Annotated in this window: 23 protein-coding genes and 1 tRNA gene; 13 read left to right on the top strand and 11 right to left on the bottom strand. The window is 66.4% G+C overall.

Going from position 1 to position 22,402, the window contains the following annotated elements; genetic code table 11:
- Nucleotides 1-15 precede the first annotated feature (15 nt).
- Nucleotides 16-522, bottom strand: coding sequence for a 2-amino-4-hydroxy-6-hydroxymethyldihydropteridine diphosphokinase (gene folK / locus T331_RS0106355; protein WP_026439431.1), 507 nt, complete (start codon nt 520-522; stop codon nt 16-18).
- A gap of 121 nt (nt 523-643) precedes the next feature.
- Here folK and T331_RS0106350 point away from each other — a divergent pair, with 121 nt between their 5' ends.
- Nucleotides 644-1,213, top strand: coding sequence for a LabA-like NYN domain-containing protein (locus tag T331_RS0106350; RefSeq protein ID WP_026439430.1), 570 nt, complete (start codon nt 644-646; stop codon nt 1,211-1,213).
- Between the two features lie 5 nt (nt 1,214-1,218).
- Complete coding sequence (locus tag T331_RS0106345; RefSeq protein ID WP_155992642.1) at nt 1,219-1,854, top strand: uracil-DNA glycosylase; 636 nt, start codon at nt 1,219-1,221, stop codon at nt 1,852-1,854.
- Between the two features lie 52 nt (nt 1,855-1,906).
- Here the strand turns inward: T331_RS0106345 and smpB are convergent, their stop codons facing one another.
- Both smpB and dapA read right to left on the bottom strand, forming a co-directional pair.
- Nucleotides 1,907-2,389: an SsrA-binding protein SmpB gene (smpB, locus tag T331_RS0106340; protein WP_026439428.1), complete on the bottom strand. Its 483-nt coding sequence runs from the start codon at nt 2,387-2,389 to the stop codon at nt 1,907-1,909.
- A gap of 7 nt (nt 2,390-2,396) precedes the next feature.
- Complete coding sequence (gene dapA / locus T331_RS0106335) at nt 2,397-3,275, bottom strand: 4-hydroxy-tetrahydrodipicolinate synthase (RefSeq protein ID WP_008493580.1); 879 nt, start codon at nt 3,273-3,275, stop codon at nt 2,397-2,399.
- Nucleotides 3,276-3,507: 232 nt separating this feature from the next.
- Here dapA and T331_RS17530 point away from each other — a divergent pair, with 232 nt between their 5' ends.
- The 4 genes from T331_RS17530 to panB are packed head-to-tail and all read left to right on the top strand — an operon-like array spanning nt 3,508 to nt 6,841.
- A complete protein-coding gene (locus T331_RS17530) occupies nt 3,508-5,100 on the top strand; it encodes a lytic transglycosylase domain-containing protein (RefSeq protein ID WP_051622209.1) in 1,593 nt (530 codons plus the stop codon).
- Nucleotides 5,082-5,543: a phosphatidylglycerophosphatase A family protein gene (locus T331_RS0106325; RefSeq protein ID WP_051622208.1), complete on the top strand. Its 462-nt coding sequence runs from the start codon at nt 5,082-5,084 to the stop codon at nt 5,541-5,543. The genes T331_RS17530 and T331_RS0106325 overlap by 19 nt, the downstream gene beginning before the upstream one ends.
- On the top strand, nt 5,540-6,043 hold the full coding sequence (locus T331_RS0106320) for a CinA family protein (RefSeq protein WP_008493585.1): 504 nt from the start codon (nt 5,540-5,542) through the stop codon (nt 6,041-6,043). The genes T331_RS0106325 and T331_RS0106320 overlap by 4 nt, the downstream gene beginning before the upstream one ends.
- 21 nt (nt 6,044-6,064) lie before the next feature.
- Nucleotides 6,065-6,841: a 3-methyl-2-oxobutanoate hydroxymethyltransferase gene (gene panB / locus T331_RS0106315; RefSeq protein WP_026439426.1), complete on the top strand. Its 777-nt coding sequence runs from the start codon at nt 6,065-6,067 to the stop codon at nt 6,839-6,841.
- 212 nt (nt 6,842-7,053) lie between these two features.
- Here the strand turns inward: panB and ftsH are convergent, their stop codons facing one another.
- The 4 genes from ftsH to pal all read right to left on the bottom strand — a co-directional run bounded on the left by ftsH (nt 7,054) and on the right by pal (nt 11,717).
- Nucleotides 7,054-8,961: an ATP-dependent zinc metalloprotease FtsH gene (ftsH, locus tag T331_RS0106310; RefSeq protein ID WP_026439425.1), complete on the bottom strand. Its 1,908-nt coding sequence runs from the start codon at nt 8,959-8,961 to the stop codon at nt 7,054-7,056.
- A 120-nt stretch (nt 8,962-9,081) separates the two neighbouring features.
- Nucleotides 9,082-10,239: a tRNA lysidine(34) synthetase TilS gene (tilS, locus tag T331_RS17525; RefSeq protein ID WP_081822145.1), complete on the bottom strand. Its 1,158-nt coding sequence runs from the start codon at nt 10,237-10,239 to the stop codon at nt 9,082-9,084.
- The gene (locus T331_RS0106300; protein ID WP_026439424.1) at nt 10,230-11,090 is read right to left on the bottom strand and encodes a tol-pal system YbgF family protein; all 861 of its coding nucleotides are present in this window, start codon (nt 11,088-11,090) and stop codon (nt 10,230-10,232) included. The genes tilS and T331_RS0106300 overlap by 10 nt, the downstream gene beginning before the upstream one ends.
- Nucleotides 11,091-11,216: 126 nt before the next feature.
- Nucleotides 11,217-11,717, bottom strand: a complete 501-nt coding sequence (gene pal, locus T331_RS0106295) for a peptidoglycan-associated lipoprotein Pal (protein WP_008493592.1) — start codon at nt 11,715-11,717, stop codon at nt 11,217-11,219.
- Nucleotides 11,718-12,026: 309 nt separating this feature from the next.
- Here pal and pheS point away from each other — a divergent pair, with 309 nt between their 5' ends.
- Together pheS and pheT are read left to right on the top strand one after the other, a co-directional pair.
- Nucleotides 12,027-13,121 (top strand): phenylalanine--tRNA ligase subunit alpha, encoded by a 1,095-nt coding sequence (gene pheS / locus T331_RS0106290; protein WP_026439423.1) that lies wholly within the window; start codon nt 12,027-12,029, stop codon nt 13,119-13,121.
- A gap of 4 nt (nt 13,122-13,125) precedes the next feature.
- Nucleotides 13,126-15,582 (top strand): phenylalanine--tRNA ligase subunit beta, encoded by a 2,457-nt coding sequence (pheT, locus tag T331_RS0106285; RefSeq protein WP_026439422.1) that lies wholly within the window; start codon nt 13,126-13,128, stop codon nt 15,580-15,582.
- A 34-nt stretch (nt 15,583-15,616) separates the two neighbouring features.
- Here pheT and T331_RS0106280 read toward each other — a convergent pair whose 3' ends face one another.
- The 3 genes from T331_RS0106280 to T331_RS0106270 are packed head-to-tail and all read right to left on the bottom strand — an operon-like array spanning nt 15,617 to nt 18,747.
- Nucleotides 15,617-15,829 (bottom strand): ribbon-helix-helix domain-containing protein, encoded by a 213-nt coding sequence (locus T331_RS0106280; RefSeq protein WP_008493595.1) that lies wholly within the window; start codon nt 15,827-15,829, stop codon nt 15,617-15,619.
- Nucleotides 15,813-18,395 carry an MMPL family transporter gene (locus T331_RS0106275; RefSeq protein ID WP_026439421.1) on the bottom strand — a complete coding sequence of 861 codons (2,583 nt, stop codon included), beginning with the start codon at nt 18,393-18,395 and terminating at the stop codon, nt 15,813-15,815. Before T331_RS0106275 ends, T331_RS0106280 begins: the two co-directional genes overlap by 17 nt.
- A gap of 43 nt (nt 18,396-18,438) precedes the next feature.
- Entirely contained in the window at nt 18,439-18,747 is a 309-nt protein-coding gene (locus tag T331_RS0106270; protein WP_008493597.1) for a YggT family protein, read from the bottom strand.
- Between the two features lie 121 nt (nt 18,748-18,868).
- On the opposite strand from T331_RS0106270, the gene T331_RS0106265 reads away from it, so the two are divergent.
- From T331_RS0106265 to T331_RS0106245, 5 genes are all read left to right on the top strand, one after another.
- A tRNA-Ala gene (locus T331_RS0106265) sits at nt 18,869-18,944 on the top strand.
- A gap of 221 nt (nt 18,945-19,165) precedes the next feature.
- Nucleotides 19,166-20,194, top strand: coding sequence for an ATP-binding cassette domain-containing protein (locus T331_RS19095; RefSeq protein ID WP_162173884.1), 1,029 nt, complete (start codon nt 19,166-19,168; stop codon nt 20,192-20,194).
- A 91-nt stretch (nt 20,195-20,285) separates the two neighbouring features.
- Entirely contained in the window at nt 20,286-20,462 is a 177-nt protein-coding gene (locus T331_RS19815; RefSeq protein ID WP_162173883.1) for a hypothetical protein, read from the top strand.
- 135 nt (nt 20,463-20,597) lie between these two features.
- Nucleotides 20,598-20,810 (top strand): hypothetical protein, encoded by a 213-nt coding sequence (locus tag T331_RS0106250; protein ID WP_008493599.1) that lies wholly within the window; start codon nt 20,598-20,600, stop codon nt 20,808-20,810.
- Nucleotides 20,811-20,881: 71 nt separating this feature from the next.
- A complete protein-coding gene (locus T331_RS0106245) occupies nt 20,882-21,355 on the top strand; it encodes a YbaK/EbsC family protein (protein WP_026439420.1) in 474 nt (157 codons plus the stop codon).
- 143 nt (nt 21,356-21,498) lie between these two features.
- Here the strand turns inward: T331_RS0106245 and T331_RS0106240 are convergent, their stop codons facing one another.
- Entirely contained in the window at nt 21,499-22,389 is an 891-nt protein-coding gene (locus T331_RS0106240) for a ketopantoate reductase family protein (RefSeq protein WP_026439419.1), read from the bottom strand.
- Nucleotides 22,390-22,402: the final 13 nt, after the last annotated feature.

The following is a 22,402-nucleotide window of genomic DNA, read 5'->3' as shown; positions in this document are numbered from 1 at the left end:
GCAAGGTCAATCGGATTATACGGACGGCTCGGCATGCCAGGGTTCGATCTGCTGCGGGGGAAGCTCGGCCAGCAAGGTGGTGACGCTGCGCTTGAACACTGGATGCCGCCAGGAGGAGTTCACATCCAGCAGCGGGCGCAGCACGAAGGCGCGCAGATGCATCCTCGGATGCGGCAATATCGGGTCCGGCGCGGTCCGGATCTGGCCAGCAATGTCAATGATATCAAGGTCCAAGGTGCGCGCCGCATTGGGCACCGAGCGCACCCGGCCGAATTGCGTCTCGATCTCCTGCAGCTGGCGCAGCAAAACCGCCGGGTCGGTCTCGCCGCTCATGCGGATCATGCCATTGCAATAATCCGGCTGGCTGGAAGCCGGAATCGCAGCGCTCCGATACCATGTCGATAAAGCCACGAACGACAAGCCGGGAAGTGCGCGAACCGCCGCCGCCGCCGCCGCGCAGAGCTGCAAGGGCGAGCGCCCATCTTCGGCCGGAAGATTGGCGCCGATCGCGATCAGGATCATGGACTGACGAGGGTCAACGCGGCTAAACTCCCCAAATGGGCACTCGAATGGCGTGCTTTCCTAACATTTATACTATATTTGTGCACCCCCTATAACCCCGGCGAACGGGAAGGAATTTGATGTGAGATTTTCAGACCAGGAGCGGACGGCTTTATTCATCGATGGCGCCAATCTCTACGCGGCGACACGTAGCCTCGGATTTGAGATCGACTACCGCAAATTGTTAGATTTTTTTGAAGGCAAGTCGAATTTGTTACGAGCCTATTATTACTCCGCCTTGCTGGAAACGGAAGAATATTCGCCCCTCAAACCTTTGACTGACTGGCTGGCCTATAATGGCTATGCGCTGGTGACCAAGCCGGCGAAGGAATTCACGGATGCGCTGGGCCGGCGGCGGATCAAGGGCAATATGGATATCGAGCTGGCGATCGACATGCTGGAGCTGGCGGCCTCGCTCGACCATGCGGTTTTGTTCTCCGGCGATTCGGATTTCCGCCGGCTGGTGGAGGCGGTGCAGCGCAAGGGGGTGCGGGTGACGGTGGTCTCCTCCATCCGCACCAGCCCGCCAATGATCGCCGATGAGCTGCGCCGGCAGGCCGACCAGTTCATCGAATTGTCGGACATCGTGCAGCATTTCGCCCGCCGCCCGCAGGAGCCGCGCGCGCGGGGCGAGCGCGAGGACGAGCCGTGAGCGCGATGCAGCCGCATCTGCCGGGGCGCGACTGCCCGCTCTGCCCGCGTTTGGTCGCTTATCGGGAAGAATATAGGGGGCTGCATCCGGACTGGTTCAACGCCCCGGTGCCGAGCTTCGGGCCCCTCGAGGCGCGGCTGCTGGTCGTCGGCCAGGCGCCCGGGGTGAATGGCGCCAACCGCACCGGCCGGCCTTTCACCGGCGATGTGGCGGGCCGGCTGCTCTACCCGGTGCTGGGCAAGTTCGGCTTCGCCCAGGGGGTATTCCAGGAACGGCCGGATGACGGCATGACCCTGGTCGATTGCCGGGTAACCAACGCGGTGCGCTGCGCCCCGCCCCAGCATAAGCTGGAAACCTCGGACAAAAACCATTGCCTGCCTTATCTCGCCGCCGAAATCGCGGCGATGCCGAAGCTGCGTGTGCTGCTGGCGATCGGCCAGAAGGCGCATGAATCGATCCTGCAAGGGCTGAAGCTGAAGCCGGGCGCCTATAAATTCCGCCACGGCGCGCAGCATGCGCTGCCCGGCGGGCTGGTACTGGCGGATAGCTTCCACACCTCGCAATATAACGTGAATACCGGGCGCATCACCGAAGCGATGTTCGAGGAGATCGTCGCCGGCATCAGGGCTTTGCTGGCATAGAGCGAGATGGGTTGACACCCACTCGCTCTATTTATGCTTTGGCGAGCCGCCTTTACTTGTTGCGCAGCAGCCGCGCCTTGTCGCGCTGCCAGTCGCGCTCGGCGGCGGCGTGGCGCTTGTCGGCCTTCTGCTTGCCCTCGGCGATGCCCAGCGTGACCTTCGCCAAGCCGCGATCGTTGAAGAACACGTCCAGCGGCACGATGGTCTGGCGCTCGCGGGCGATGGCATGGAAAATCTGCTGGCGCTGATTGCGCTTGACCAGCAGCTTGCGCATCCCGCGCGTCTCGAAGCGCGACAGCACCCCGCCCTGATATTCGGGGATATACATGTTGAACAGATAAAGCTCGCCGTCGCGCTCGCCGGCCCAGGCCTCGGTGAGCGTGGCGCGGCCGAGCCGCAGGGATTTCACCTCCACGCCGCGCAGCACGATCCCCGCCTCCAGCGTGGAGAGGATCTTATAATCGTGCCTCGCCTTGCGGTTCTGCGCGGCGATGCCGTGCGAGATGAAGGGGTTTTTTTTCGCGTCCTTGCTCAATTGCGTCTCAGTTCAGCAGGCCAACATCCCGCATCGCCGCCTGCATGCGCTGCGCCGTCGCCTCGGAGACCGGCGCCAGCGGCAGGCGCACATGGTTGGCGCCATAGCCCAGCAGCGAGGCGGCATATTTCACCGGGCCGGGATTGCTCTCGGCGAACATCGCATCATGCAGCGGCACCAGCCGGTTCTGGATCTCCATCGCCGCCTTGAAATCGCCCTTGGCCCAGGCATCATGCATCTGCGCGCATAAACGCGGCGCCACATTGGCGGTCACCGAGATGCAGCCATGCCCGCCCGAGGCCATGAAGGCCAGGATGGTATGGTCCTCGCCGGAGAACTGCACGAAATCCGGGCCGCAGGCGCGCGCGGTGTGCAGCGGGCGGGTCAGGTTGGCGGTGGCATCCTTCACCCCGACGATGTTCTTGATCTGCGCCAGCCGCGCCATCGTCTCCACCGACATGTCGATCACCGAACGGCCGGGGATGTTATAGATGAACACCGGCAGCGCCATCGACTCGGCGATGGCCTTGAAATGCTGGTACAGCCCTTCCTGGGTCGGCTTGTTGTAATAGGGGGTGACGACCAGGATCGCATCCGCCCCGGCCTGCTCGGCATGGCGGGCCAGGCCGATCGCCTCGGCGGTGGAATTGGAGCCGGCGCCGGCCATCACCGGCACCCGGCCCTTGGCGGTTTTCACCGCCAGCTCGACCACGCGTTTATGCTCATCATGGCTCAGCGTCGGGGATTCGCCGGTGGTGCCGACGGGCACGATGCCGTCAGTGCCCTCGGCGATCTGCCACTCGATGAGGCGCATATAGGCCTCTTCGTCGATGCGCCCATCCTCGTGCATCGGAGTCACGAGGGCGGTGAATGAGCCGTGAAACATTGCTGGTCCTTGGAAGGCGTTTGGAGAAGGCGTTTTATCCGTTCATTCACCTAATCGCCTCCGCGGGCCGGGGCAAGCGCGCTGCGGTAAGGTTTGGCCCGCGCTGCCAGCGCTGCTGGCGCGTCTTGCGTTCACATGGGGCCGCGAACGACGCGCCCGCTTTTTGTGTGAGCGAGCAACTTTATCCGATCAAACGATACCGTTTGATCGGATGTTGCTCTAGAGAGGGCTCATGAAGTTTCTGGCCGTCTTGCCTCTGCTCCTGATGCCGGCCTGTGCGCTGGCGCAAACCGCCGCGAGCCCGCAGATCATGGAGGATGTCCATGCGGGCAATTTCTCCCAGGCGGACCAGCTGGCGGCCGCCACCGGCGACCCGCTGGTGGAAAAGCTGGTCACTTTCTTCCGCATGACCTCCTCGGGCGGCGCCAGCGCGGATGAGATCGCCGCCTTCATCAAGCAGAACCCGGACTGGCCCGAGCAAGGGCTGCTGGCGCTGCGCGAGCAACAGGCCTCGGGCCTTTATCAGCCCACCACGCCGGAGATGACACCGGATTTCATCACCCAGGTGGAGGCCTTGCACGAGGCCGGGCAGGACCAGCAGGCGGCTGCACTCTGGCAGGCGCAGGGCAAGAGTGCCATGGCCGCCGCCGATGCCGGGCAGCAGCTGATGTTCTGGCCGGCGCAAAACAGCCTCGCCCGCGCTTTGCTGCAGGAGAACGACGCCAAGGACGCGTATCAGGTGGTCATCGCGGTCGACCCGCCGATTGCCGGCAGCACGGCGCGCGAGCAGATCGCCGACCGGGATTTCCTGGCCGGCTTCATCCTGCTGCGCTTCCTCAACCAGCCGCAGGAAGCCGCGACCTGGTTCCAGAACCTCGCCTCCTCCTCCACCGCTGTCATCACCCAGGCCCGGGCCTATTACTGGCTCGGTCGCAGCGAGAGCGGCGCGCAGGCGGCGCAGGATTACGCCCGTGCGGCGAATTACCCCACCACCTTCTATGGCCAGCTCGCCGCCCTGGCGCTGGGCGAGAGCCCGCAGCAGCTGGCGGCGCGCATCAAAGCCGTGCCGGAGCCGGGCTTTACCATGCAGGACGCGCTGGATTTCGGCCTGGGCGAGCTGCCCCGCGCCGGCGTGCTGCTGATGCAGATGGGCGATGCGCATGACGCCGCCATCTTCCTCACCCGCGCCGGGCAGACGGCGGTGGATGACCGCAACCGCATGCTGGCGGCGCGGCTGGCGCTGGCGCTGGGCTTTCCGCAATCCTCCGTCGCCATCGCCCGGCTGGCGGGGATTTCCGGGCAGATGCTGGTGCGCGAGGGCTGGCCGATCCCCTATCAGCCGCCCGCCTCAGCCCTGCCGCCTGCTGTCTCGCTCGGCATCATGCGCCAGGAGAGCAGCTTCAACCCCAGCGTGGTCTCCGGCGCCGGGGCAATCGGGCTGATGCAGCTGCTACCCTCCACCGCCCGGCTCACCGGCCGGCGCTACGGCCTGCCCGCCGACAATCTGTTCGACCCCAGCCAGAACATGGCGCTGGGGGCGGCCTATCTGAGCCAGGAGGTGAATAATTTCGGCACCTGCCTGCCGCTGGCCATCGCCGCCTATAATGCCGGGCCTGGCAATGTCGCCCGCTGGCTGGGCGAAAATGGCGACCCGGAGCTGGGCAGCAACCCTGGCGGGGCGAATATGCTGGACTGGCTGGAGCTGATCCCCTTCAACGAGACCCGCAATTACGTGCAGCGCGTCTCCGAGAATATCACCATCTATGGCGCGCTGCTGAATGGCGAGGCGATCTCGCCGGTGGCGAAATGGCTGACGCAGAAATGAACCTCTCCCGCTTCGTGGCCTCGGGCTTCGGGTCCGGCCTGGCGCCGAAGGCGCCGGGCACGTTCGGTTCGCTGGTGGGCCTCGCCATTGGCTGCGCGCTGCTCCAGGCCGGGCATCTGGCTTTGCTGGCCGGGATTGTCGTGGCCTTTGGCATCGGGCTGCTGGCGATCGGGCGGATGCCGGAAGCCGCCAGCGATCCGGGCTGGATCGTCATCGACGAGATCGCCGGGCAGATGATCCCGCTGCTGGCGCTCTATGAGGTGACCATCTGGGGCGCGCTGATCGCGTTCGTGCTGTTCCGGCTGTTCGATATCTGGAAGCCCGGCCCCGTCGCCTGGGCGGATAAGCGCAAGGACGAATACGGCATCATGGGTGACGACATCATCGCCGGGCTGATGGCCTGGCTGGTGATGCTGGCGCTGCATCTGGTCTCGCCGCTATGAGCGCGGCCGCCTTGGTGGAACTCTACCGCGCCAAAAAGCTGCGCCTGGCCACGGCCGAGAGCTGCACTGGCGGGCTGGTGGCGGGGGCGATCACCGCCGTTCCGGGCTCCTCCGCGGTGTTCACCCACGGCTTCGTCACCTACGCCAATGCAGCGAAAACCCAGATGCTGGGGGTGCCGGAGGCGATGCTGGCCGCCAATGGCGCGGTCTCCGCGCCGGTCGCCCGTGCCATGGCGGAAGGCGCGCGGCGGCTGGCGGAGGCCGATTATGCCGTCTCCGTCACCGGCATCGCCGGGCCGGATGGCGGCAGCATCGAAAAGCCCGTTGGCACGGTGTGGTTCGGCATTGCCGGACGCAATGGCAGCATGGCCCACCATCAGCGCTTCCATGGCGAGCGCGACGAAATCCGCGCCCAGGCTGTGGCCTTCGCCATCAGCCTGCTGGCGCAGGCGGGTACGATTCAGCCTGCTGACGCAGGCGGGGACAATTCAGCCTGCTGACGCAGGCGGGGGAGATGAAGAATGAGCAAAACGCTTAGCGCCTGGGACAAGGCGAAGCGCGAACAGCGCAAAATGACCATGGTCACCGCCTATGACGTCACCGCCGCCAGGCTGGCCGAGGCCGCCGGGGTGGATGCGGTGCTGGTGGGCGATTCGCTGGGCATGATGGTCGGCGGCGAGGCGGATACGCTGCGCGTGACCCTGGAGCAGATGCTCTACCACACCGAAATCGTCGCCCGTGCCGCAACCAACACGCTGGTGATGGCGGACCTGCCTTTCGGCAGCTTCGAGGAAAGCCCAGCCCAGGCCTTCGCCGCCTCGGCGCGGCTGCTGAAAGCCGGCGCGCAGATCGTCAAACTCGAAGGCGGCGCGCCGATGGTCGAGACCGTCGCCTTCCTCTCGCGCCGTGCCGTGCCGGTCTGCGCCCATATCGGCCTCACCCCGCAGCATGTGCGCCAGATGGGCGGCTTCAAACGCCAGGGCAAAACCCCCGAAGCCGCCGCACAGCTGCTGGAAGACGCCCTGGCGCTGGAAGATGCCGGCGCGCGCATGGTGCTGATGGAAGCCATCCCGAGCGACCTCGCCGCCGAAATCACCGCCAAGCTGCGCGTCCCCACCATCGGCATCGGCGCAGGACCCGGCACGGACGGCCAGGTGCTCGTCTTCCACGACATACTCGGCCTCACCCCCGGCCGCGCCCCCGCCTTCGCCAAACGCTACCTCGACGGCGCCCAGCTCATCACCGACGCCCTGGCCGAATATGTCCGGGAGGTCCGGGAGTCCCAGTTTCCGGCTTGAGGGGGGCCGGGTGCTCCCAGGGGGCTCTGCCCCCTGACCCCCGCCAAGGGCCGAGAGGCCCTTGGAACCCACCCGGTTCAAAAAAGAGGGGGGGCCTAAAGGCCCCCCCTCTTTTTTGAACCGAATATGATGGGATCAAAGGGCCTCTCGGCCCTTTGCAGGGGGTCAAGGGGGACAGCGTCCCCCTTGAGTCACCCCCGGCCCCCCAGCCCTTACGCCGGCACCGGCCCCAGACCGCCGACATCCGGCTTGGGCGTGGCGGTGGGCACGGAGCCGCGGCGGTTGTCCGGAGCGGGCTCGTCGACAACTTTGCGTTCGATCTTTTCGCCGCGCAGGACCATCTGGATTTCGTCGCCCGAGAGGGTTTCGTATTCCAGCAGCCCCTGGGCGAGACGCTCCAGATCGCCCTGGCGCTCGGTGAGGATGCGCTTGGCCTCGGCGTAGGCGTGGTCGATGATGCGGCGGACCTCATCGTCGATCTCGCGGGCCGTCGCCTCGGAAACGCTCTTACCGCCGCCAAAGCTCTGGCCGAGATAGCTCTCTTGGCCATCGGCATAGGAAACCATGCCGAGGGTCTCGGACATGCCCCATTCGGTGACCATGCGGCGCGTGGTATCCGTCGCCATCTTGATGTCGCCGGAGGCGCCATTGGAGACCTTGTCGGCGCCGAAGGTCAGCTCTTCCGCCGCACGCCCGCCCATCGCCATGATCAGCTGCTGTAGCAGCTTGATCTTGGACATCGAATAGCGGTCGCCTTCGGGCAGGCTCATCACCATGCCCAAAGCGCGGCCGCGCGGGATGATGGTGGCCTTATGCACCGGGTCGCATTCCGGCAGGGTGATCGAGCAGATCGCATGGCCGCCCTCGTGATAGGCGGTCATCCGCTTCTCCTCGTCGGACATGACGAGCGAGCGGCGCTCCGCCCCCATCATCACCTTGTCCTTGGCGTATTCGAACTCGGCCATGGCGACGACGCGCTTGCCGATGCGGGCCGCATGCAGCGCCGCCTCGTTCACCAGATTGGCGAGATCCGCACCGGAGAAGCCCGGCGTGCCACGGGCGATCACCTTGGCGTCCACGTCGGACGCCAGCGGCACCTTGCGCATATGCACTTTCAGGATCTTCTCGCGGCCGGCGACATCCGGGTTGGGCACCACCACCTGGCGGTCGAACCGGCCGGGGCGCAGCAGCGCCTGGTCCAGCACGTCCGGACGGTTGGTGGCGGCGATCAGGATGACGCCTTCATTGGACTCGAACCCGTCCATCTCCACCAGCATCTGGTTCAGTGTCTGCTCGCGCTCATCGTTACCGCCGCCCAAGCCCGCACCGCGATGCCGGCCGACCGCGTCGATCTCATCGATGAAGATGATGCAAGGCGCGTTTTTCTTGCCCTGCTCGAACATGTCACGCACGCGCGAGGCGCCGACGCCGACGAACATCTCGACGAAGTCCGAACCGGAGATGGAGAAGAAGGGCACATTCGCCTCACCCGCGATGGCGCGGGCCAGCAGGGTTTTACCCGTACCGGGCGGGCCGACGAGCAGACAGCCTTTCGGGATCTTGCCGCCGAGGCGCTGGAATTTCTGCGGGTCGCGCAGGAAGTCCACGATCTCCTGCAGCTCGCCCTTGGCTTCGTCAATGCCGGCCACGTCCTCGAAGGTGATACGGCCCTGCTTCTCGGTGAGCAGGCGGGCGCGGGATTTGCCGAAGCCCATGGCCCGGCCGCCGCCAGACTGCATCTGCCGCATGAAGAAGATCCACACGCCGAGGATCAGCAGCATCGGCGCCCAGTTCAGCAGCGCGCGCAGCAAGGGGTTCATCGTGTCCCCTTCCGGCTTGGCCGAAACATCCACACCGGCATCGGTCAGTTTGGAGACCAGCGACTGGTCGGCCGGGGCATAGGTTTCGAAGCTCTTGCCGTCCTTGGTGGTGCCGGTGATGTCGTGCCCGGCGATGGTGACACTCTGCACCTGGTTGTTCTTCACCTCGTCCAGGAAGCTGGAATAGGCGATTTCGGACGCGTTGCTCTGCGTGCTGGAGGGCTGCAGCACATTGAACAGCACCACCAGGAACAGGGCCACCACCACCCATACAGCGATATTTCGACCCAGATTATTCATCTAGACTTTTCCAATTCTTTCAGTCAGTTCGTCCGCCCTGCACGAGGCACGGAGAGGTCTTCATGAGCTCAACGTGGTCATACTGCACCGGATTCCTAGACCAGCACAAATAAATCCTCGCTAAACAGCGCCGCGAAACGGGGCCTGGGTGGCCGGCAAAGGCGGCGAAAACCGCGCCGGCGCCGGAAAGATCAGCCCGCCCGAGGCAGGCCGCAGCGCCGGCAGGCCGCGCAGCACCAGGGTTGGCAGGCCGTTAAACCCATGAAACGCCGCCGCTTGCGCGCCCAGCGCGCCGAACGATGCGGGGCGTTCGGGATCTTGCAACAAAGTGAAACGGCCATCCCATAGCGCATGGCTGCTCGCCGCAATCGGCGCGGCACAGGCGGCGGCCTCGCGCGCCAGCAGCCAACCGGTGCCAAGCCGCCCGGCCGGGGCGATGCGCACGCCCCCCAGCGTCGCCGGGCGCAATCTGCCCGCCAGCCGCGCCAGCGCGTCGCGCCGTGGCGGGTAGAGCTTGCCGCCGAGCGTGCGCAGCAGCGCCCCCAGCGCGGAGGGCGGGGCGCTACCGGCATCCAGCAGCGCGAAGCCTTCCGGATACATCGCGGCATGGCGGGCGAGGAAGGCGGCATCCTCGGCCTCGCGCGCGGCGCGGGCGGCGGCGCCGTTCGGGCTCAGCCCCGCCGCGTCCTGGCGGATGCGCACGCGCTCGAACCGGCGGGAGAGGTTGGAGGGGTCCTCGACCCAGCCCATGCCCTGGTCGGTGAGATAAGCGCGCAAATGCTCTGGTTCGGTCCGCAGCAGCGGGCGCAGCAGCACCACGTCCCGCCGCGCCGTCCAGGCGGCCATGCCCTCCACCCCACCTTCGCCACGGGCGGCGCGCATCGCCACCGTCTCGCGCTGGTCGGCGGCGTGATGGCCAAGCGCCAGATACAAAAACCCCGCCTGCCGCGCTGCTTCGGCCAGGGCCTCGTGGCGGGCCTCCCGGGCGCGGGCCTGCAATCCCGGCCCCGGCGCCAGCGCCAGGGTGATGATCTTCGCGGCGATGCCGCGCTGGGCGAGGCGGCTTGCGGTCAGCTGAGCTTCCGCCGCTGAGCCAGCCCGCAGCCCGTGATCGAGGATCAGCGCCAGCACCGCGCCGCCCCGGGGGCGGCAATATTCATCGGCCAGCAAGGCCAGGGCGGTGCTGTCCGCCCCGCCAGAGACGCCCAGCGCCAAACGCGGGGTGCTGTGCGGCAACAGCCGCGAAAGCGCCGCCGCGAAAGTGTCCCTTAGGAGCAATGGGCGCGTTTGGCGACCGCGGCGACATCCGCCCGCATCCCGGCGGACTGGTTGGTGAACTGGCTGTTCAGCGAGGAGAGCGTGTCGCAGGCGGCGCCGTTCTGGTTGATCGCGGCCAGCGAGGAGGCCAGCCCCAGCAGCGCATGCGGCGCGTAGGTGCCGTTACGGTTCATGTTGTAGGTGCTGTCATAGGCGATGGCGGCGTTCTGCGGATCGCCCTTGGCGGCGTAGCTCTGCGCCACGAGATACTGGGCGCGATAGGCCTGCGGCGCGGATTTATCCTTCGCCACGATGCCCTGCGCCAGCCGCGCCGAGGCCGCGTAATCATGCTTGCCATAGGCATCCAGCGCGGCCTGCAGGGCGGCCTTCGGGTCGCTTGGCGCGGCGGCCTGCGGCGGAGGCGCGCTGGGGGCGCTGGCGGGGGCGCCGGGGGCTTGGCCGGGCTGCCCGCCCTGCCCGGCCGCGCCGCCGTTCTGAAGCTGGAATTTCAGATCCCCGATATCCTTCTGGGTCTGCGCATTCTGGGTATCCATCTCGTGCTTCAGCTCGGAGACCTGGCCATTGAGGGACTGCACCTGGGATTGCAGCGTCTGCACCTGGGTGAGCAGGCTCGCCACCAGCCCGCCATTGGCAGAATTGCCGGCATTGCCCGATGGCGGCGGCGCGTTGCCCCCCCCCAGCGCGGAGCCGCCATTGCCGCCCCCTTGCGCCTGCATCTGCTGGAGCTGTTGCTGCAGCTGCAGAATCTCGTTCTGCAGGGCGATGCCCTCCTGGCTCTGAATCAGCGGCTGGGCGGATGCGGCCAGCGGCAGGAAAAGCGGGGCAGCGAGAAGCAGGAAACGGGGGCGCATTGAGACTCCAGTCAGGCCGTGAATGGCCTCAAATATAGTCAGGGATAGGCGCAAAACAAAACCGGCGGCCAAAGGCCGCCGGTCTGTAACACAAGGCCCGGCCAGATGGCCGGACGCAGGCCGCAATTACTTGCAGTTCTGCGGGTTGAAGCCCTGCACGGAGGTGATGGCGTTACGGTTCTGCGCGTAGGCGGACTCGTCATTGCCAGCGGCAACCGGGCAATCCTTGCCGTAGGAGATGGTCTGGATGCGCGAAGCGGACACGCCCTGAGCCACCAGATAGTCGCGCGCCGAGTTGGCGCGGCGCTGGCCGAGGGCCAGGTTGTAGGTCTCGGTGCCGCGCTCGTCGGCGTTACCCGCCACCAGCACGTTCACGGAGGGGTACTTGGCCAGCCAGGCGGCCTGCTTGCCCAGGGTCGCGTCGGCATCGCTGGACAGACCGGACTTGTTGAAGGCGAAGAACACGCGGTCGCCGACATTGGCAACCAGATCCTGCTCGGAGCCCGGAGCCGGACCGGTGGAGGAGGTCATGCCCGCGCCGGTGTTGGAGGCGGTGCTGGTCGGGTTGGAAGAGCAGGCTGCCAGCAGGGCCAGGCCGGCAAGAGCGCCCAGAGCTTTGATTTTCATGGTAGGAACCGATCCCTGTCCGAATTGAGTGAGCAAAAATAGCCGTTTGGTTGCGTAATCACGATGATTACGTCACCTTGCGGGCTGTACTCTTCCGCCCTGGGAAGGGTCAAGCGCCACGTTAAGCTAATTTGTTCATATCGCGGGGGTTTCCAGCACCCCGATGTTTTTCTTTACATCTGTTGATTATTTGTAACACCAGAGCAAGCCGCCTGGACTTGCGGCGCGGCGGCGACGGACAGCGCGCGGCTTGACATTTGACCCCGACCGGGCTCTGCCCTGGCCGCGAAAGAGTGAGGCATAATCAAGATGCAGAGCGATGATTTGAAGAGCTTGGTGGAAGCGGCGCTGCCCGCCATCGCGGCCGCGGATGCGGGCGCTTTGGAGGAGCTGCGGGTCTCCCTGCTCGGCAAAAACGGCAATGTGACATTGTTGCTAAAATCGCTGGGCGGGATGGATCCGGACGCGCGCAAACAGGCCGGTGCGGAAATCAATCTGGTAAAAACGCAGATCACCGATGCGCTTTTGGCGCGCAAAACCGTGCTGGATGCGGCTTCTTTGGACGCCAAGCTGGCGGCTGAGCGCATCGATGTCACCGCCCCGCCGCGCCCCGACTCCACTGACGCCATCCACCCGATCAGCCGCACGATGGAAGAGCTGGCGGCGATCTTCGCGCCGATGGGCTTTGCCATCGCCGAAGGGCCGGACATCGAGACCGACTGGAATAATTTCTCCGCCCTCAACATCCCCGCCCATCACCCCGCCCGCGCGATGATGGACACGTTCTATCTGCAGGCGCCCGAAGGGCAGCGCCCGCCGGTGCTGCGCACCCACACCTCGCCGGTGCAGATCCGCACCATGCTGGACTGGGCCAAGGCCCACGGCCTGGCGGAAAACGCGCCGCCGATCCGCATCGTCGTCCCCGGCCGCACCTTCCGCGCCGACCATGACGCCACCCATTCGCCGATGTTCCATCAATGCGAGGGGCTGGTGATCGGCGAGGGCATCCATCTCGGCCATCTGAAAGGCGTGCTGAACGACATGCTGCGCGCCTATTTCGGCGTGCCGGAATTGCCGGTGCGGCTGCGCGCCTCCTACTTCCCCTTCACCGAGCCCTCGATGGAGGTCGATATCGGCTGGAGCCGCAAGACCGGCGAGATCGGCGGCGGCACGGATTGGCTGGAGATCGGCGGCTCGGGCATGGTGCATCCCAACGTGCTGGCGAATTGCGGCATCGATCCGCGCCGCTTCCAGGGCTTTGCCTTCGGCATGGGGCTGGAGCGCATCACCATGCTCAAGCATGGCATCAACGATCTGCGCCTGTTCTATGAGAGCGATGTGCGCTGGCTGCGCCATTACGGCGTCTCCCCGCTCTCCCCCGCCAGCCTGCACGAAGGATTGTGATCCGATGAAATTCTCTTTGTCCTGGCTGAAAAGCTGGCTGCAAACCGACGCCTCCTTGGATCAGATCCTGGCGACGCTGAACAAGATCGGCCTTGAGGTCGAGGGCGTGGAAAACAAGGCCGAGGCGCTGAAGCCCTTCGTGATCGCGGAAGTGATCGAGGCGGTGCAGCACCCGAATGCGGATCGTCTGCGCGCCTGCCGGGTGAATGCCGGCGGGGCGGAGCTGTCCGTGGTCTGCGGCGCGCCGAATGCGCGCACCGGCTTGAAAGTGGTGTTCGCCCCGGCCGGGGCGGTGGTACCGGCCAGCGGCATGGTGCTGAAGGTGGGCGAGATCCGCGGCGTGAAATCCGAAGGCATGCTCACCAGCTTTCGCGAGCTGGGGCTGGGCGAGGAGCATGACGGCATCATCGAGCTGCCGGCGGATGCGCCGGTCGGCGAAAATTACGCGCAATGGGCCGGGCTGGATGAGCCGGTGGTGGAAATCTCCATCACCCCCAATCGCGGCGATGCGCTCTCCATTCGCGGCATCGCCCGTGACCTCGCGGCCGCCGGGCTGGGCACGCTGAAGGAGTTCTCGCCGGCGCCGATCAAGGGCGAAGGGGCGTCCGCCATTCAGTGGGCGAACGAATTCCCTGAAGCCGCCCCCTGGGTGCTGGGCCGCACCATCTCCGGCGTGAAGAACGGGCCGAGCCCGGACTGGCTGGTGAAGCGGCTGGAGAGCATCGGGCTGCGGCCGATCAACGCGCTGGTCGATATCACCAATTTCTTCACCTATGATCTCGGCCGCCCGCTGCATGTCTTCGACGTGAAGAAGATTAACGGTAGGGTATTGACCCTGCGCCGCGGCCAGGAGGGCGACACCTTCCCCGGCCTCGCCGGCAAAGAGGTGACGGCCGGCGCTGAGGATTGCGTGATCGCCGATGGCAGCGGCGCGCAGTCGCTCGCCGGCATCACCGGCGGCGAGGGCACCGGCTGCGATGAAGGCACCACGGAGGTCTTCATCGAATGCGCCCTGTTCGACCATGTCAGGATCGCCCGCACCGGCCAGCGCACCGGCATCTTCTCCGATGCCCGGGCGCGCTTTGAGCGCGGGATCGACAGCCAGCTGCTGCCCGCTGGCCTGGATGCGGCCAGCGCCATGGTGATGGCGATCTGCGGCGGCAGCGCCAGCGAAATTTCCGAGGCCGGCGCCCGCCCGGCCTGGACCCGCCAGGCCAGCCTGCGTTTCGAGCGGCTGCGCAGCTTCGGCGGCTCGGGCATCGCAGCCGCCGATGCGGTGGCCTCCCTGCAGCGCCTGGGCTTTGGCGTTGTCGCCCAGGATGCGCAGCGCGTCACCGTCGCGGTGCCGAGCTGGCGCAATGATGTCGCGCAGCCACCATCGCTGGATCAGGCGCCCGGCCTGCCCGGCGGCACCGAGGCCGCCTTGGGTGCGGCTGAGATCGAGCCGGAGGTCGATCTGATCGAGGAGGTGCTGCGCCTGCAAGGGCTGGATGCGATCGCGCCGGTCTCGCTGCGTGCCGATACCCTCCTGCCCGCCCCCATCCTCACGCCCAAGCAATCGCGCACCTATCTGGCGCGCCGGGTGCTGGCGATGCGCGGGCTGCTGGAATGCGTCACCTTCAGCTTCGCCGACGCGGCAATCTGCGCGCTGTTTGGCGACGCGCCGGAGAGCCTGCGCCTGGCCAACCCGATCGCCGCGGACCTCAACCAGATGCGCCCCACCGCTCTGGTGACCTTGGCGCAGGCGGCGGCGCGCAACCTGGCGCGCGGCCAGGCGGATTTCGGCCTGTTCGAAACCGGCCCTTCCTATGCGGCGGATCTCTCCCAGGCGCTGGTCGCGGCCGGGTTGCGGGTCGGCGGCACGCCGCTCTCAGCGCTCACCCCGGCCCGGCCCTTCGATGCGATGGACGCCAAGGCCGATGCAATGGCCGTGCTCGCGGCGCTTGGCGTGCCGATGGAGGCCGTCACCACCCAGCCGGGCGGGCCCTCCTACTACCATCCGGGCCAGAGCGGCGCGCTGATGCAGGGGCCGAAAACCGTGCTGGCGCGCTTTGGCACGCTGCACCCGACCGTGACCAAGGCGCTGGACCTGCCGGCCAACGCGATCGCCTTCGAGATCTTCCTGGATGCGATCCCCGAGCCCAAGCGCCGCAAGAAATCGGCCCCGTCGCTGCCGGCCTTCCAGCCGCTGCGCCGGGATTTCGCCTTCCTGGTGGATGAGAGCGTCGGCGCCGAAGCGGTGCTGCGCGCCGCCAAGGGGGCGGAGCGCAATCTCGTCACCCATGCGGTGCTGTTCGACCGTTACCAGGGCAAGGGCGTGCCGGAGGGCAAAATCTCGCTCGCCATCGCGGTGACGCTGCAGCCGGCGGAGAAGAGCCTCACGGATGCCGAAATCGAGGCTGTCTGCGCCAAGATCGTCGCCGATGTGGCGAAGAAGACCGGCGCCACGCTGCGCGGCTGAACCAAAAACGGGGCGCTTACGAGCGCCCCGTTTTTTATCCCGTCTTGTTCGCTTCCCGCAGCGCGAACACCCGCAGCGCCGAGGCCAGCGGCCGCTCGCCGCCCCGCTCGGCGTCGATCAAGGTCACCAGCGCCGAGACCGCCATCCCCCGGCGCGCCGCAACCTCCCCCAGCACCGCCCAGAATTCCGGCTCCAGCGCCACGCTGGTGCGATGGCCGGAGAGCGAAAAACTACGCTTTTCGAGCATCGGCGAGGGTGTGCAGCAAGGCCGGCAGGAAGATGAAGGTGGAAACCAGCACCGCCGCCAAGCTGAGGAAGAGCAGATCCCCCATGCTGGCGGTGCCGCGATCCGCCGAGGCGGCGAGCGAGCCGAAGGCGGTGGCGGTGGTCAGCGCCGAGAACAGCACTGCCCGCGCCGTCGCCGAGGCCAGGAAATTGCGCATCCCCGAACGGAAATTCATCACGAAATAGACGTTGAAGGACACGCCCACCCCCAACAGCAGCGGCAGCGCGATGATGTTGGCATAGTTGATCGACATGCCCGCCATCCGCGCGAACAAGGCGGTGAGCAGCGCCGAGAGCGCCAGCGCCGCCAGCACCAGCAAACTGTCACGCAGATTGCGGAACACCGCCAGCAGGATCACCGCGATGGCGATGAAGGCCAAAATCGCCGCTTCCTTGAAGGAGCTGAGAATAGTGCCCGCGGTGGCGATGGTGGAGATCGCCGGGCCGCCGGCATTGGGCGCCGCCGCCAGCACCGCCTTGGAGAAGGCATAGAGCCCCTTGGTAGTCTGCGCCGCCGCCGTCGGGAAAGCTTCCACCCGCACCTGGCCGTCAGGCAGGAACCAGTCCGCCTTGATCGAAGCCGGCAGATTATCCTGGGTGATCGGCTTGGCCTGCAAGGCGCGGGTGAGGTTTTGCAGCTCCAGCGGCAGGAAGCGGGTGATGGCTTCATTCATCGCCATGATCCGCGCATCATCCTCGCCCTGCAGCTGCTTGAGCACCGACGCGATCCCCAAAAGCTCGCTGCCCTTCGGCAGTTTCGCCTGCACATTGGTAATGGCGGCGATGGTCTTGGCCATCGCGTCGCGGATCTCCTGCGCGGTGACCGGCTGCTTGGGCGGAGTGGCGGCGGCCAGCAAGGTGGGCGCCAGGATGGTCTGGGCCTGTGCGAGCATCGCCAGCTTCTGCGGCTGGTCCTGCGGCACGAAGGTGGCGCCGGAAATCGCCTGCGAAACTTCCTTCAGCTGGCTGAGTCTATCCGCCAAGGCCCGCGCCGCATCCAGGTTGGGGGCCAGCGCATCCGCATAGAACGGGTTGGTCTGCGGGTCCGCGAGCAGCGAACGGATGGTGCGCATGCTCTCGGTATTGGGGTCCTTGGTATCCAGCGGGTTGGCATCGAAGCGCAGTGTTACCGCCCCCCACAACCCGGCCAGCGCCAGCGCCCCGAACAGGCCCAGCACCGCCCGGCGGTGGCGGCACAGGAAGTGGTCCGCCTTGGCCCCGCCCGGCAGCGCCACCGATTCCGTCTCAGGATGCGGGCGGAACAGCCGCAACAGCGCCGGCAGGAAGCTGATGGTGCAGAAGAAGGCGATGAACATACCCGCCCCGGCGATCTCGCCCAGCTCCGCGACGCCGACGAACGGGGTGGGCGCGAAGGCGAGGAAGCCGCAGGCGGTGGCGGTGGCGGCGAGCGCGATCTGCGCCCCGGCCAGGCGCGAGGTCTCGCGCAAGGCAGGGCCCAGCTCCGGCTCCATCAGCCGCACCGCGCGCAGCCGCACGCAATATTGGATGGCGAAATCCACCGCCAGCCCGATGAACAGGATCGCGAAGGCCACCGAGATCAGATTGATCGTGCGCACCACGATGGCGGCATAGCTCATGGTCAGCGCCAGTCCCATCACCAGCGTCAGCAAAATCGGCAGGATCAGCCGCCAGGAGCGCAGCGCCAGATAGAGCCAGAGCGCGATCAGCACCACGCTGATGATGCCGCCCAGCACCAGCCCATGGGTGAGCGAGGCGAATTGCTCGTCCGAGAGCGGGATCTGCCCGGTATAATTCACCGTAGCCCGCCCGGCCTTCACATCCGGCAGGGTCTTGGCGATCGCCATCAGCGCCTTGGTCGCCTCACCGCCCGGCTGCAGCGTGCCCTGCTGCAGCTTCGGATGCGCCAGCACGAATTCCGCCCCGCCCTGCCCCGGCGCGCCGGCCATGATCAGGCTTTGCCAGGAGAGCGGCACCGGCTTGCCATTCGCCGCCGCCTGCAAATTCGCCCGCACCCCGGCGATGGCCTGGTTGTAGGGCGAGATATTCGCCCCGGCCTGCACCCCCTGGGTGATCAGCGCCAACCCATCCAGCAGCCCGCGCGCGGAGGGGTCCGCCGCCAGCTGGCCGAGGAAAGGCTGGGCCGCGACGATCTGGTTCAGCAACTTGGCAAGCTGATCCGTGGGCAGCAGCAGCAGCCCTTCATCGGTGTAGAAGCGATCACCGGACGGGTAGCTCGAATCCTTGAAATGCGCGGTATCGGCTTGGAGTGCCGCATTCAGCGCGGTGGCGGTCTCCTTCGCCTCCTCCGGCGTATCGGCGCGCACCACCGCCACGATCAGATCGTTGAATTGCGGGAAATTCTTGTCCTCGGCGATCTGCGCCTGGCGCCAGGCCAGCGAGGAGGCGAAGAGATGATCGGTATCGGTATCGATGGCCAGATGCCGCGCCGTATAGCCCAGCCCCAGCCCGCCCAGCACCAGGAACAGCAGCACGCACAGCACGGCATGGCGGCTGGCCGTGGCGACGATGGAATTGATCAGCCTCACACTTATCCCCTGGCGAGCCGGGCGCTTGCGCAACGTCCCGGCCTTAGAATGCCAGACCGCGCATCACGATCTGACCGTAAAGATCAGCCAGCACCATCTGCAGCGCTTCCAGCAGCAAAATGGCGATGACCGGCGAAATATCGATATTCCCCATATAGGGAATGACTCGCCGGATGGGACGCAAAACAGGGTCCGTGATTCGGGTGAGGAAATCCCCCACCGTATAAACGAACTGATTGCGCGGATTCGCGATGCCGAACGCCACCAGCATGCTCAACACCGCCGCCGCGATAATCGCGAGAATGAGCAGGTGAATCAGTTCGGACGCCAGCCAGAAAATCGCGCCAACCATGGTTTTCCTCAAAAATTTCGGGTGCCAGAGACCTAGCGGGAGGAATGTGTCAAAGCAATGTTGACTTCCGCTTCCGAATGCGCGAAACGCCGCCCCCACGCGGTCATCGCATGACGGGACCGGGGCTGTAGCTCAGTTGGTAGAGCGCGTCGTTCGCAATGACGAGGTCAGGGGTTCGATTCCCCTCAGCTCCACCAGCCGCCCTTCCGACAAAAATTTAATCGAGGTGCCAGATGAATGGTGCTGTTTTGGTTACAAGCTTGTCATGTTTCGGTTTTTCGGGCACCGAGCGCGCAGGGGCTGAATAATGGCCGAGCGGGCGCGCCTCCCGCCCCCGGATGAATAATCTTTCCGGTAGCCGTTTCTTCATCCAAACATTTTAAGGGGATGTGCGGTTGCGAGAGCCTCGATGGAACATGTGGCATCTTACTTAGGGCTGGCGGGCGTTTGCGGTGGGATCGCCGTGGCGGCGTGGCGGCTGCACGGGCGGCGGCTGCGCCGCGCCGAGGCCGCGCGGGCTTTGGAAAGCCATATGGTGGAAGGCATTGCGGCGTTACGGCAAAGTCTGCGGGAGGAACTGCCGGACGCGGATGAAGACGGCCCGCTGATCGATGCCGAACCGCTCTCTGGCGCCTTGACGCATCAGGCCGCGCCGCCAGTGCTGCACTGCGCGGCGTTCGGCCTGGGGTTCGGCGCCAAAATCGTGCTGGACGATCTCAGCTTCACGGTGCCGGCCCAGGGCGTCTGCGTGCTGATGGGGCCGGCCGGCACCGGCAAATCCACGCTGCTGCGCGCCCTCGCGGGGCTATATGCGGAGAATGCGCTTTATAAGAGCTGGGGAGAGGTCTTTTATCAGGGGTTGAAGCTGGGCGCGACGAAACCGCCCGTGCTGGTCGCGCCGCGGCCGGATCTGCTCCGGCGCAGCCTGCTGGAGAGCCTGCTCTTTCATCGCGACTCATCGCTGCCCGCCGCCGCCCGGCGCGGCTGGGCCGCGGGCTGGGTGCGCGAGATGGGCATGGAGGCGCTGATCCCGCTCTTCGACCAGCCGCTGCTGGAACTGCCGCCCGGATTGCGCCGCGCCACGATGATCCTGCGCGAAGCGGCGGCCGGGCCGAAATTGCTGATGCTCGACGAACCGACCAGCGCGATGAGCGACGCGGACGCCCAGATGCTGCTCGGGCTGCTGCGCCGTCTGGGCGCACGCGGCGCCTTGCTGGTGGTGCTGCAGAGCCAGAAACAAGCCCGCGAGATCGCCGACAGCCTGGTGCTGCTGGCCGGCGGTGATCGGCAGGCGGCGGGGCGGGTACGCGGACTCTATCACCGCCCTCCCCAGCCCGCCGGCGGCGGGCTGGAAGCAGGGGCGGCCCTGACTCTGTCCGGCACAGCGGCGCAGCCCAGCGCCACCGCGCCGCGCTGTTCCTCCCCGCCTCTGTCCGGCGCGGGCTGAGGCCATCTGCGCTTGCGGGGGGCGGTGGCGGACCTCATATCATCTTCGCCGCCCCTTCCTGGCGCGGCCTTTTGGGGAGATGAGGCAGACCATGGCGCCCTCCATCTGCACGACCATCACCTCGCCCGTGATGGCGGCCGCGTGCCATCCCAGCGCGCCGCCGGTGACCTGGCATATGGTCCCGCTCTCGCCGATCGCGACGCAATGGGTGCTGGTGCTTTTAAGCGCGTTGCTGGCGACCTTGCTGGCGGACCGGCCGAAAAAATAACCGCCGTTCATTGCTGCTTCGGACGCAACGCAGTTGGCGAAAATAAGCGATTGTGCAGTGCGGCGTAAATCTCCCATTTGAAGGGGCGCCGGCATGCTGCTTGCCGGCGGGCTTTGCCGATCTGGGACGCTGCACATGAATCTTACCGCCTGTCCGGACGCCTTCGAGGCGTATTACGCTTCCACCTGTGATGCCACGGCCCTGCAGGCCGCGAGTGGCTTTCCGGCCAATCAGGTGCCGGCCGTCACCTGGCATGTCGTGCCGCTGTCCCCCTCCGCGACCGAGCTGGTGCTGGTGCTGCTGACCATCCTGCTGGCGACGCTGCTGGTGAGCAAGCCGGAGAAATAAGCCGCAGGGCTTTCGCCGCCCCGCGATCCATGACAGCCTCCCGGGCTGAAGATTTCAGCTGGGATATTGCCATGAGCCTCGACACTGTCCGCGCCTTCTTGGCGGACCACGCGCCTGACATCGAGATCCTGGAGCTTCCCGAAAGCACCGCGACGGTGGCGCTCGCCGCCGCCGGCCATGGCGTCGCCCCCGCGCAGATCGCCAAGACCTTGGCGCTGCGGGTGGGCGAGGAGATCGTGCTGCTGGTGGCGCGCGGCGATGCCCGGCTGGATAATAAGAAGGCCAAGACCGCCTTTGGCGGCAAGGTGAAGATGGTGCCGGTGGAGGAGGTGGCGGCGCTGACCGGCCATCCTGTCGGCGGGGTCTGCCCGTTCGGGCTGGCCAGCCCGCTGCGGGTCTATTGCGACATCTCGCTGCAGGCATTTGAGGAGGTGCTGCCCGCCGCCGGCTCCACCAATAGCGCGCTGCGCATCAGCCCGGCGCGGATGGTGGAAATCACCCAGGCGGACTGGGTGGATGCCTGCCAACCGCCGGAGGCGGCTTAAAAATCAAAAGTTTTTTGGTGCCGCTTTTTTACAAAAAAGCGGCGAAAACGTCCGGGGCGCTGGTAACGGCGTTGCCAAAACCCCAAACGTTTGTGGGGACTTTTTGAAAAAAGCCCCCACACCCCCAAAAACTTTTGATAAGTTTAGCGCGCGGTCTCCAGAATTTTCACCAAAGTCGTCATCGCCGCATTCACCGGGGTGGGAATGCCATGCGCCGCCCCACGCCGCACCACATGGCCGTTGAGATCATCGATCTCGGTCTTGCGCCCCCGGATTATGTCTTGCGCGGTCGAGGAGAGCTGCCCCTTCATCGCCTGCGCCGCTTCGATGCAGCGCTCGGCCTGGTCCGGCGCCAGCCGCACCCCGTCCGCCGCCGCCACCGCCACCGCCTCATCCACCAGGGCGCGGATCAGCGCAGGCGCGCCCTCCACCGCGACAATATGCCCATACGGCGCCCGGGTGACGGCGGAAACCGCGTTATAGGCGCAGTTCAGCACCAGCTTGGTCCACAACACCGCCTCGACATCCTCGGCGATCTCGGTCGGGATCGCGGCATCGTTCAGCAAGGCCGCCAATTCCCGCGCCCCATGACCCTGACCCAGCTTCAGCTCGCCCCGGCCATGATGGCGAACATGGCCAGGCCCGGCCATTTCGGTGGCGACATAGACCGCCGCCGGCAACACGCCCCGCCCCAAGGCAGCTGTGAGACGCTGGGCATTGCCGACCCCGTTCTGCAGGCTGATCAGCATCGCCTCCGGCGCCAGATGCGGCGCCATCTCAGCGGCAACCTGCGCGGTATCGGCGGATTTCACGCAGACCAGCACCAGCCCGGCGCCCTGCACGCCCTGCGCCCCGGTGGCGGCCTGCAGCTTCACGTTTTCGGTGCCCGAGGCACGCTCCAGCAGCAGCCCCCGGGCCTGGATGGCCTCCACATGCGCCGCGCGGCCGATCAGCACCACCTCATGCCCCGCCTTGGCCAGCAGCGCGCCGAAATAGCACCCCACCGCACCGGCCCCCATCACCGCGATCTTCATGGCAGCTTTCCTT

Origin of the sequence: Acidocella facilis ATCC 35904, assembly GCF_000687875.1 — a bacterium.
Lineage (GTDB): Bacteria > Pseudomonadota > Alphaproteobacteria > Acetobacterales > Acetobacteraceae > Acidocella > Acidocella facilis.
Note: the sequence above shows the minus strand (reverse complement) of the source record. Positions and strands in the feature narration are given on the sequence as shown.

What these genes read in the sequence shown, in the direction of transcription:
- T331_RS0106240 (WP_026439419.1), bottom strand. Translation starts at nt 22,389, where the DNA reads ATGAAGATCGCGGTGATGGGGGCCGGTGCGGTGGGGTGCTATTTCGGC.
- T331_RS0106270 (WP_008493597.1), bottom strand. Translation starts at nt 18,747, where the DNA reads ATGGTTGGCGCGATTTTCTGGCTGGCGTCCGAACTGATTCACCTGCTC.
- T331_RS0106300 (WP_026439424.1), bottom strand. Translation starts at nt 11,090, where the DNA reads ATGCGCCCCCGTTTCCTGCTTCTCGCTGCCCCGCTTTTCCTGCCGCTG.
- folK (WP_026439431.1), bottom strand. Translation starts at nt 522, where the DNA reads ATGATCCTGATCGCGATCGGCGCCAATCTTCCGGCCGAAGATGGGCGC.
- T331_RS0106345 (WP_155992642.1), top strand. Translation starts at nt 1,219, where the DNA reads ATGCAGCCGCATCTGCCGGGGCGCGACTGCCCGCTCTGCCCGCGTTTG.
- T331_RS19815 (WP_162173883.1), top strand. Translation starts at nt 20,286, where the DNA reads ATGGCGCCCTCCATCTGCACGACCATCACCTCGCCCGTGATGGCGGCC.
- T331_RS0106280 (WP_008493595.1), bottom strand. Translation starts at nt 15,829, where the DNA reads ATGCTCGAAAAGCGTAGTTTTTCGCTCTCCGGCCATCGCACCAGCGTG.
- dapA (WP_008493580.1), bottom strand. Translation starts at nt 3,275, where the DNA reads ATGTTTCACGGCTCATTCACCGCCCTCGTGACTCCGATGCACGAGGAT.
- T331_RS0106245 (WP_026439420.1), top strand. Translation starts at nt 20,882, where the DNA reads ATGAGCCTCGACACTGTCCGCGCCTTCTTGGCGGACCACGCGCCTGAC.
- ftsH (WP_026439425.1), bottom strand. Translation starts at nt 8,961, where the DNA reads ATGAATAATCTGGGTCGAAATATCGCTGTATGGGTGGTGGTGGCCCTG.
- T331_RS17530 (WP_051622209.1), top strand. Translation starts at nt 3,508, where the DNA reads ATGAAGTTTCTGGCCGTCTTGCCTCTGCTCCTGATGCCGGCCTGTGCG.
- pal (WP_008493592.1), bottom strand. Translation starts at nt 11,717, where the DNA reads ATGAAAATCAAAGCTCTGGGCGCTCTTGCCGGCCTGGCCCTGCTGGCA.
- T331_RS0106320 (WP_008493585.1), top strand. Translation starts at nt 5,540, where the DNA reads ATGAGCGCGGCCGCCTTGGTGGAACTCTACCGCGCCAAAAAGCTGCGC.
- pheS (WP_026439423.1), top strand. Translation starts at nt 12,027, where the DNA reads ATGCAGAGCGATGATTTGAAGAGCTTGGTGGAAGCGGCGCTGCCCGCC.
- pheT (WP_026439422.1), top strand. Translation starts at nt 13,126, where the DNA reads ATGAAATTCTCTTTGTCCTGGCTGAAAAGCTGGCTGCAAACCGACGCC.
- T331_RS0106325 (WP_051622208.1), top strand. Translation starts at nt 5,082, where the DNA reads ATGGCTGACGCAGAAATGAACCTCTCCCGCTTCGTGGCCTCGGGCTTC.
- T331_RS0106250 (WP_008493599.1), top strand. Translation starts at nt 20,598, where the DNA reads ATGAATCTTACCGCCTGTCCGGACGCCTTCGAGGCGTATTACGCTTCC.
- panB (WP_026439426.1), top strand. Translation starts at nt 6,065, where the DNA reads ATGAGCAAAACGCTTAGCGCCTGGGACAAGGCGAAGCGCGAACAGCGC.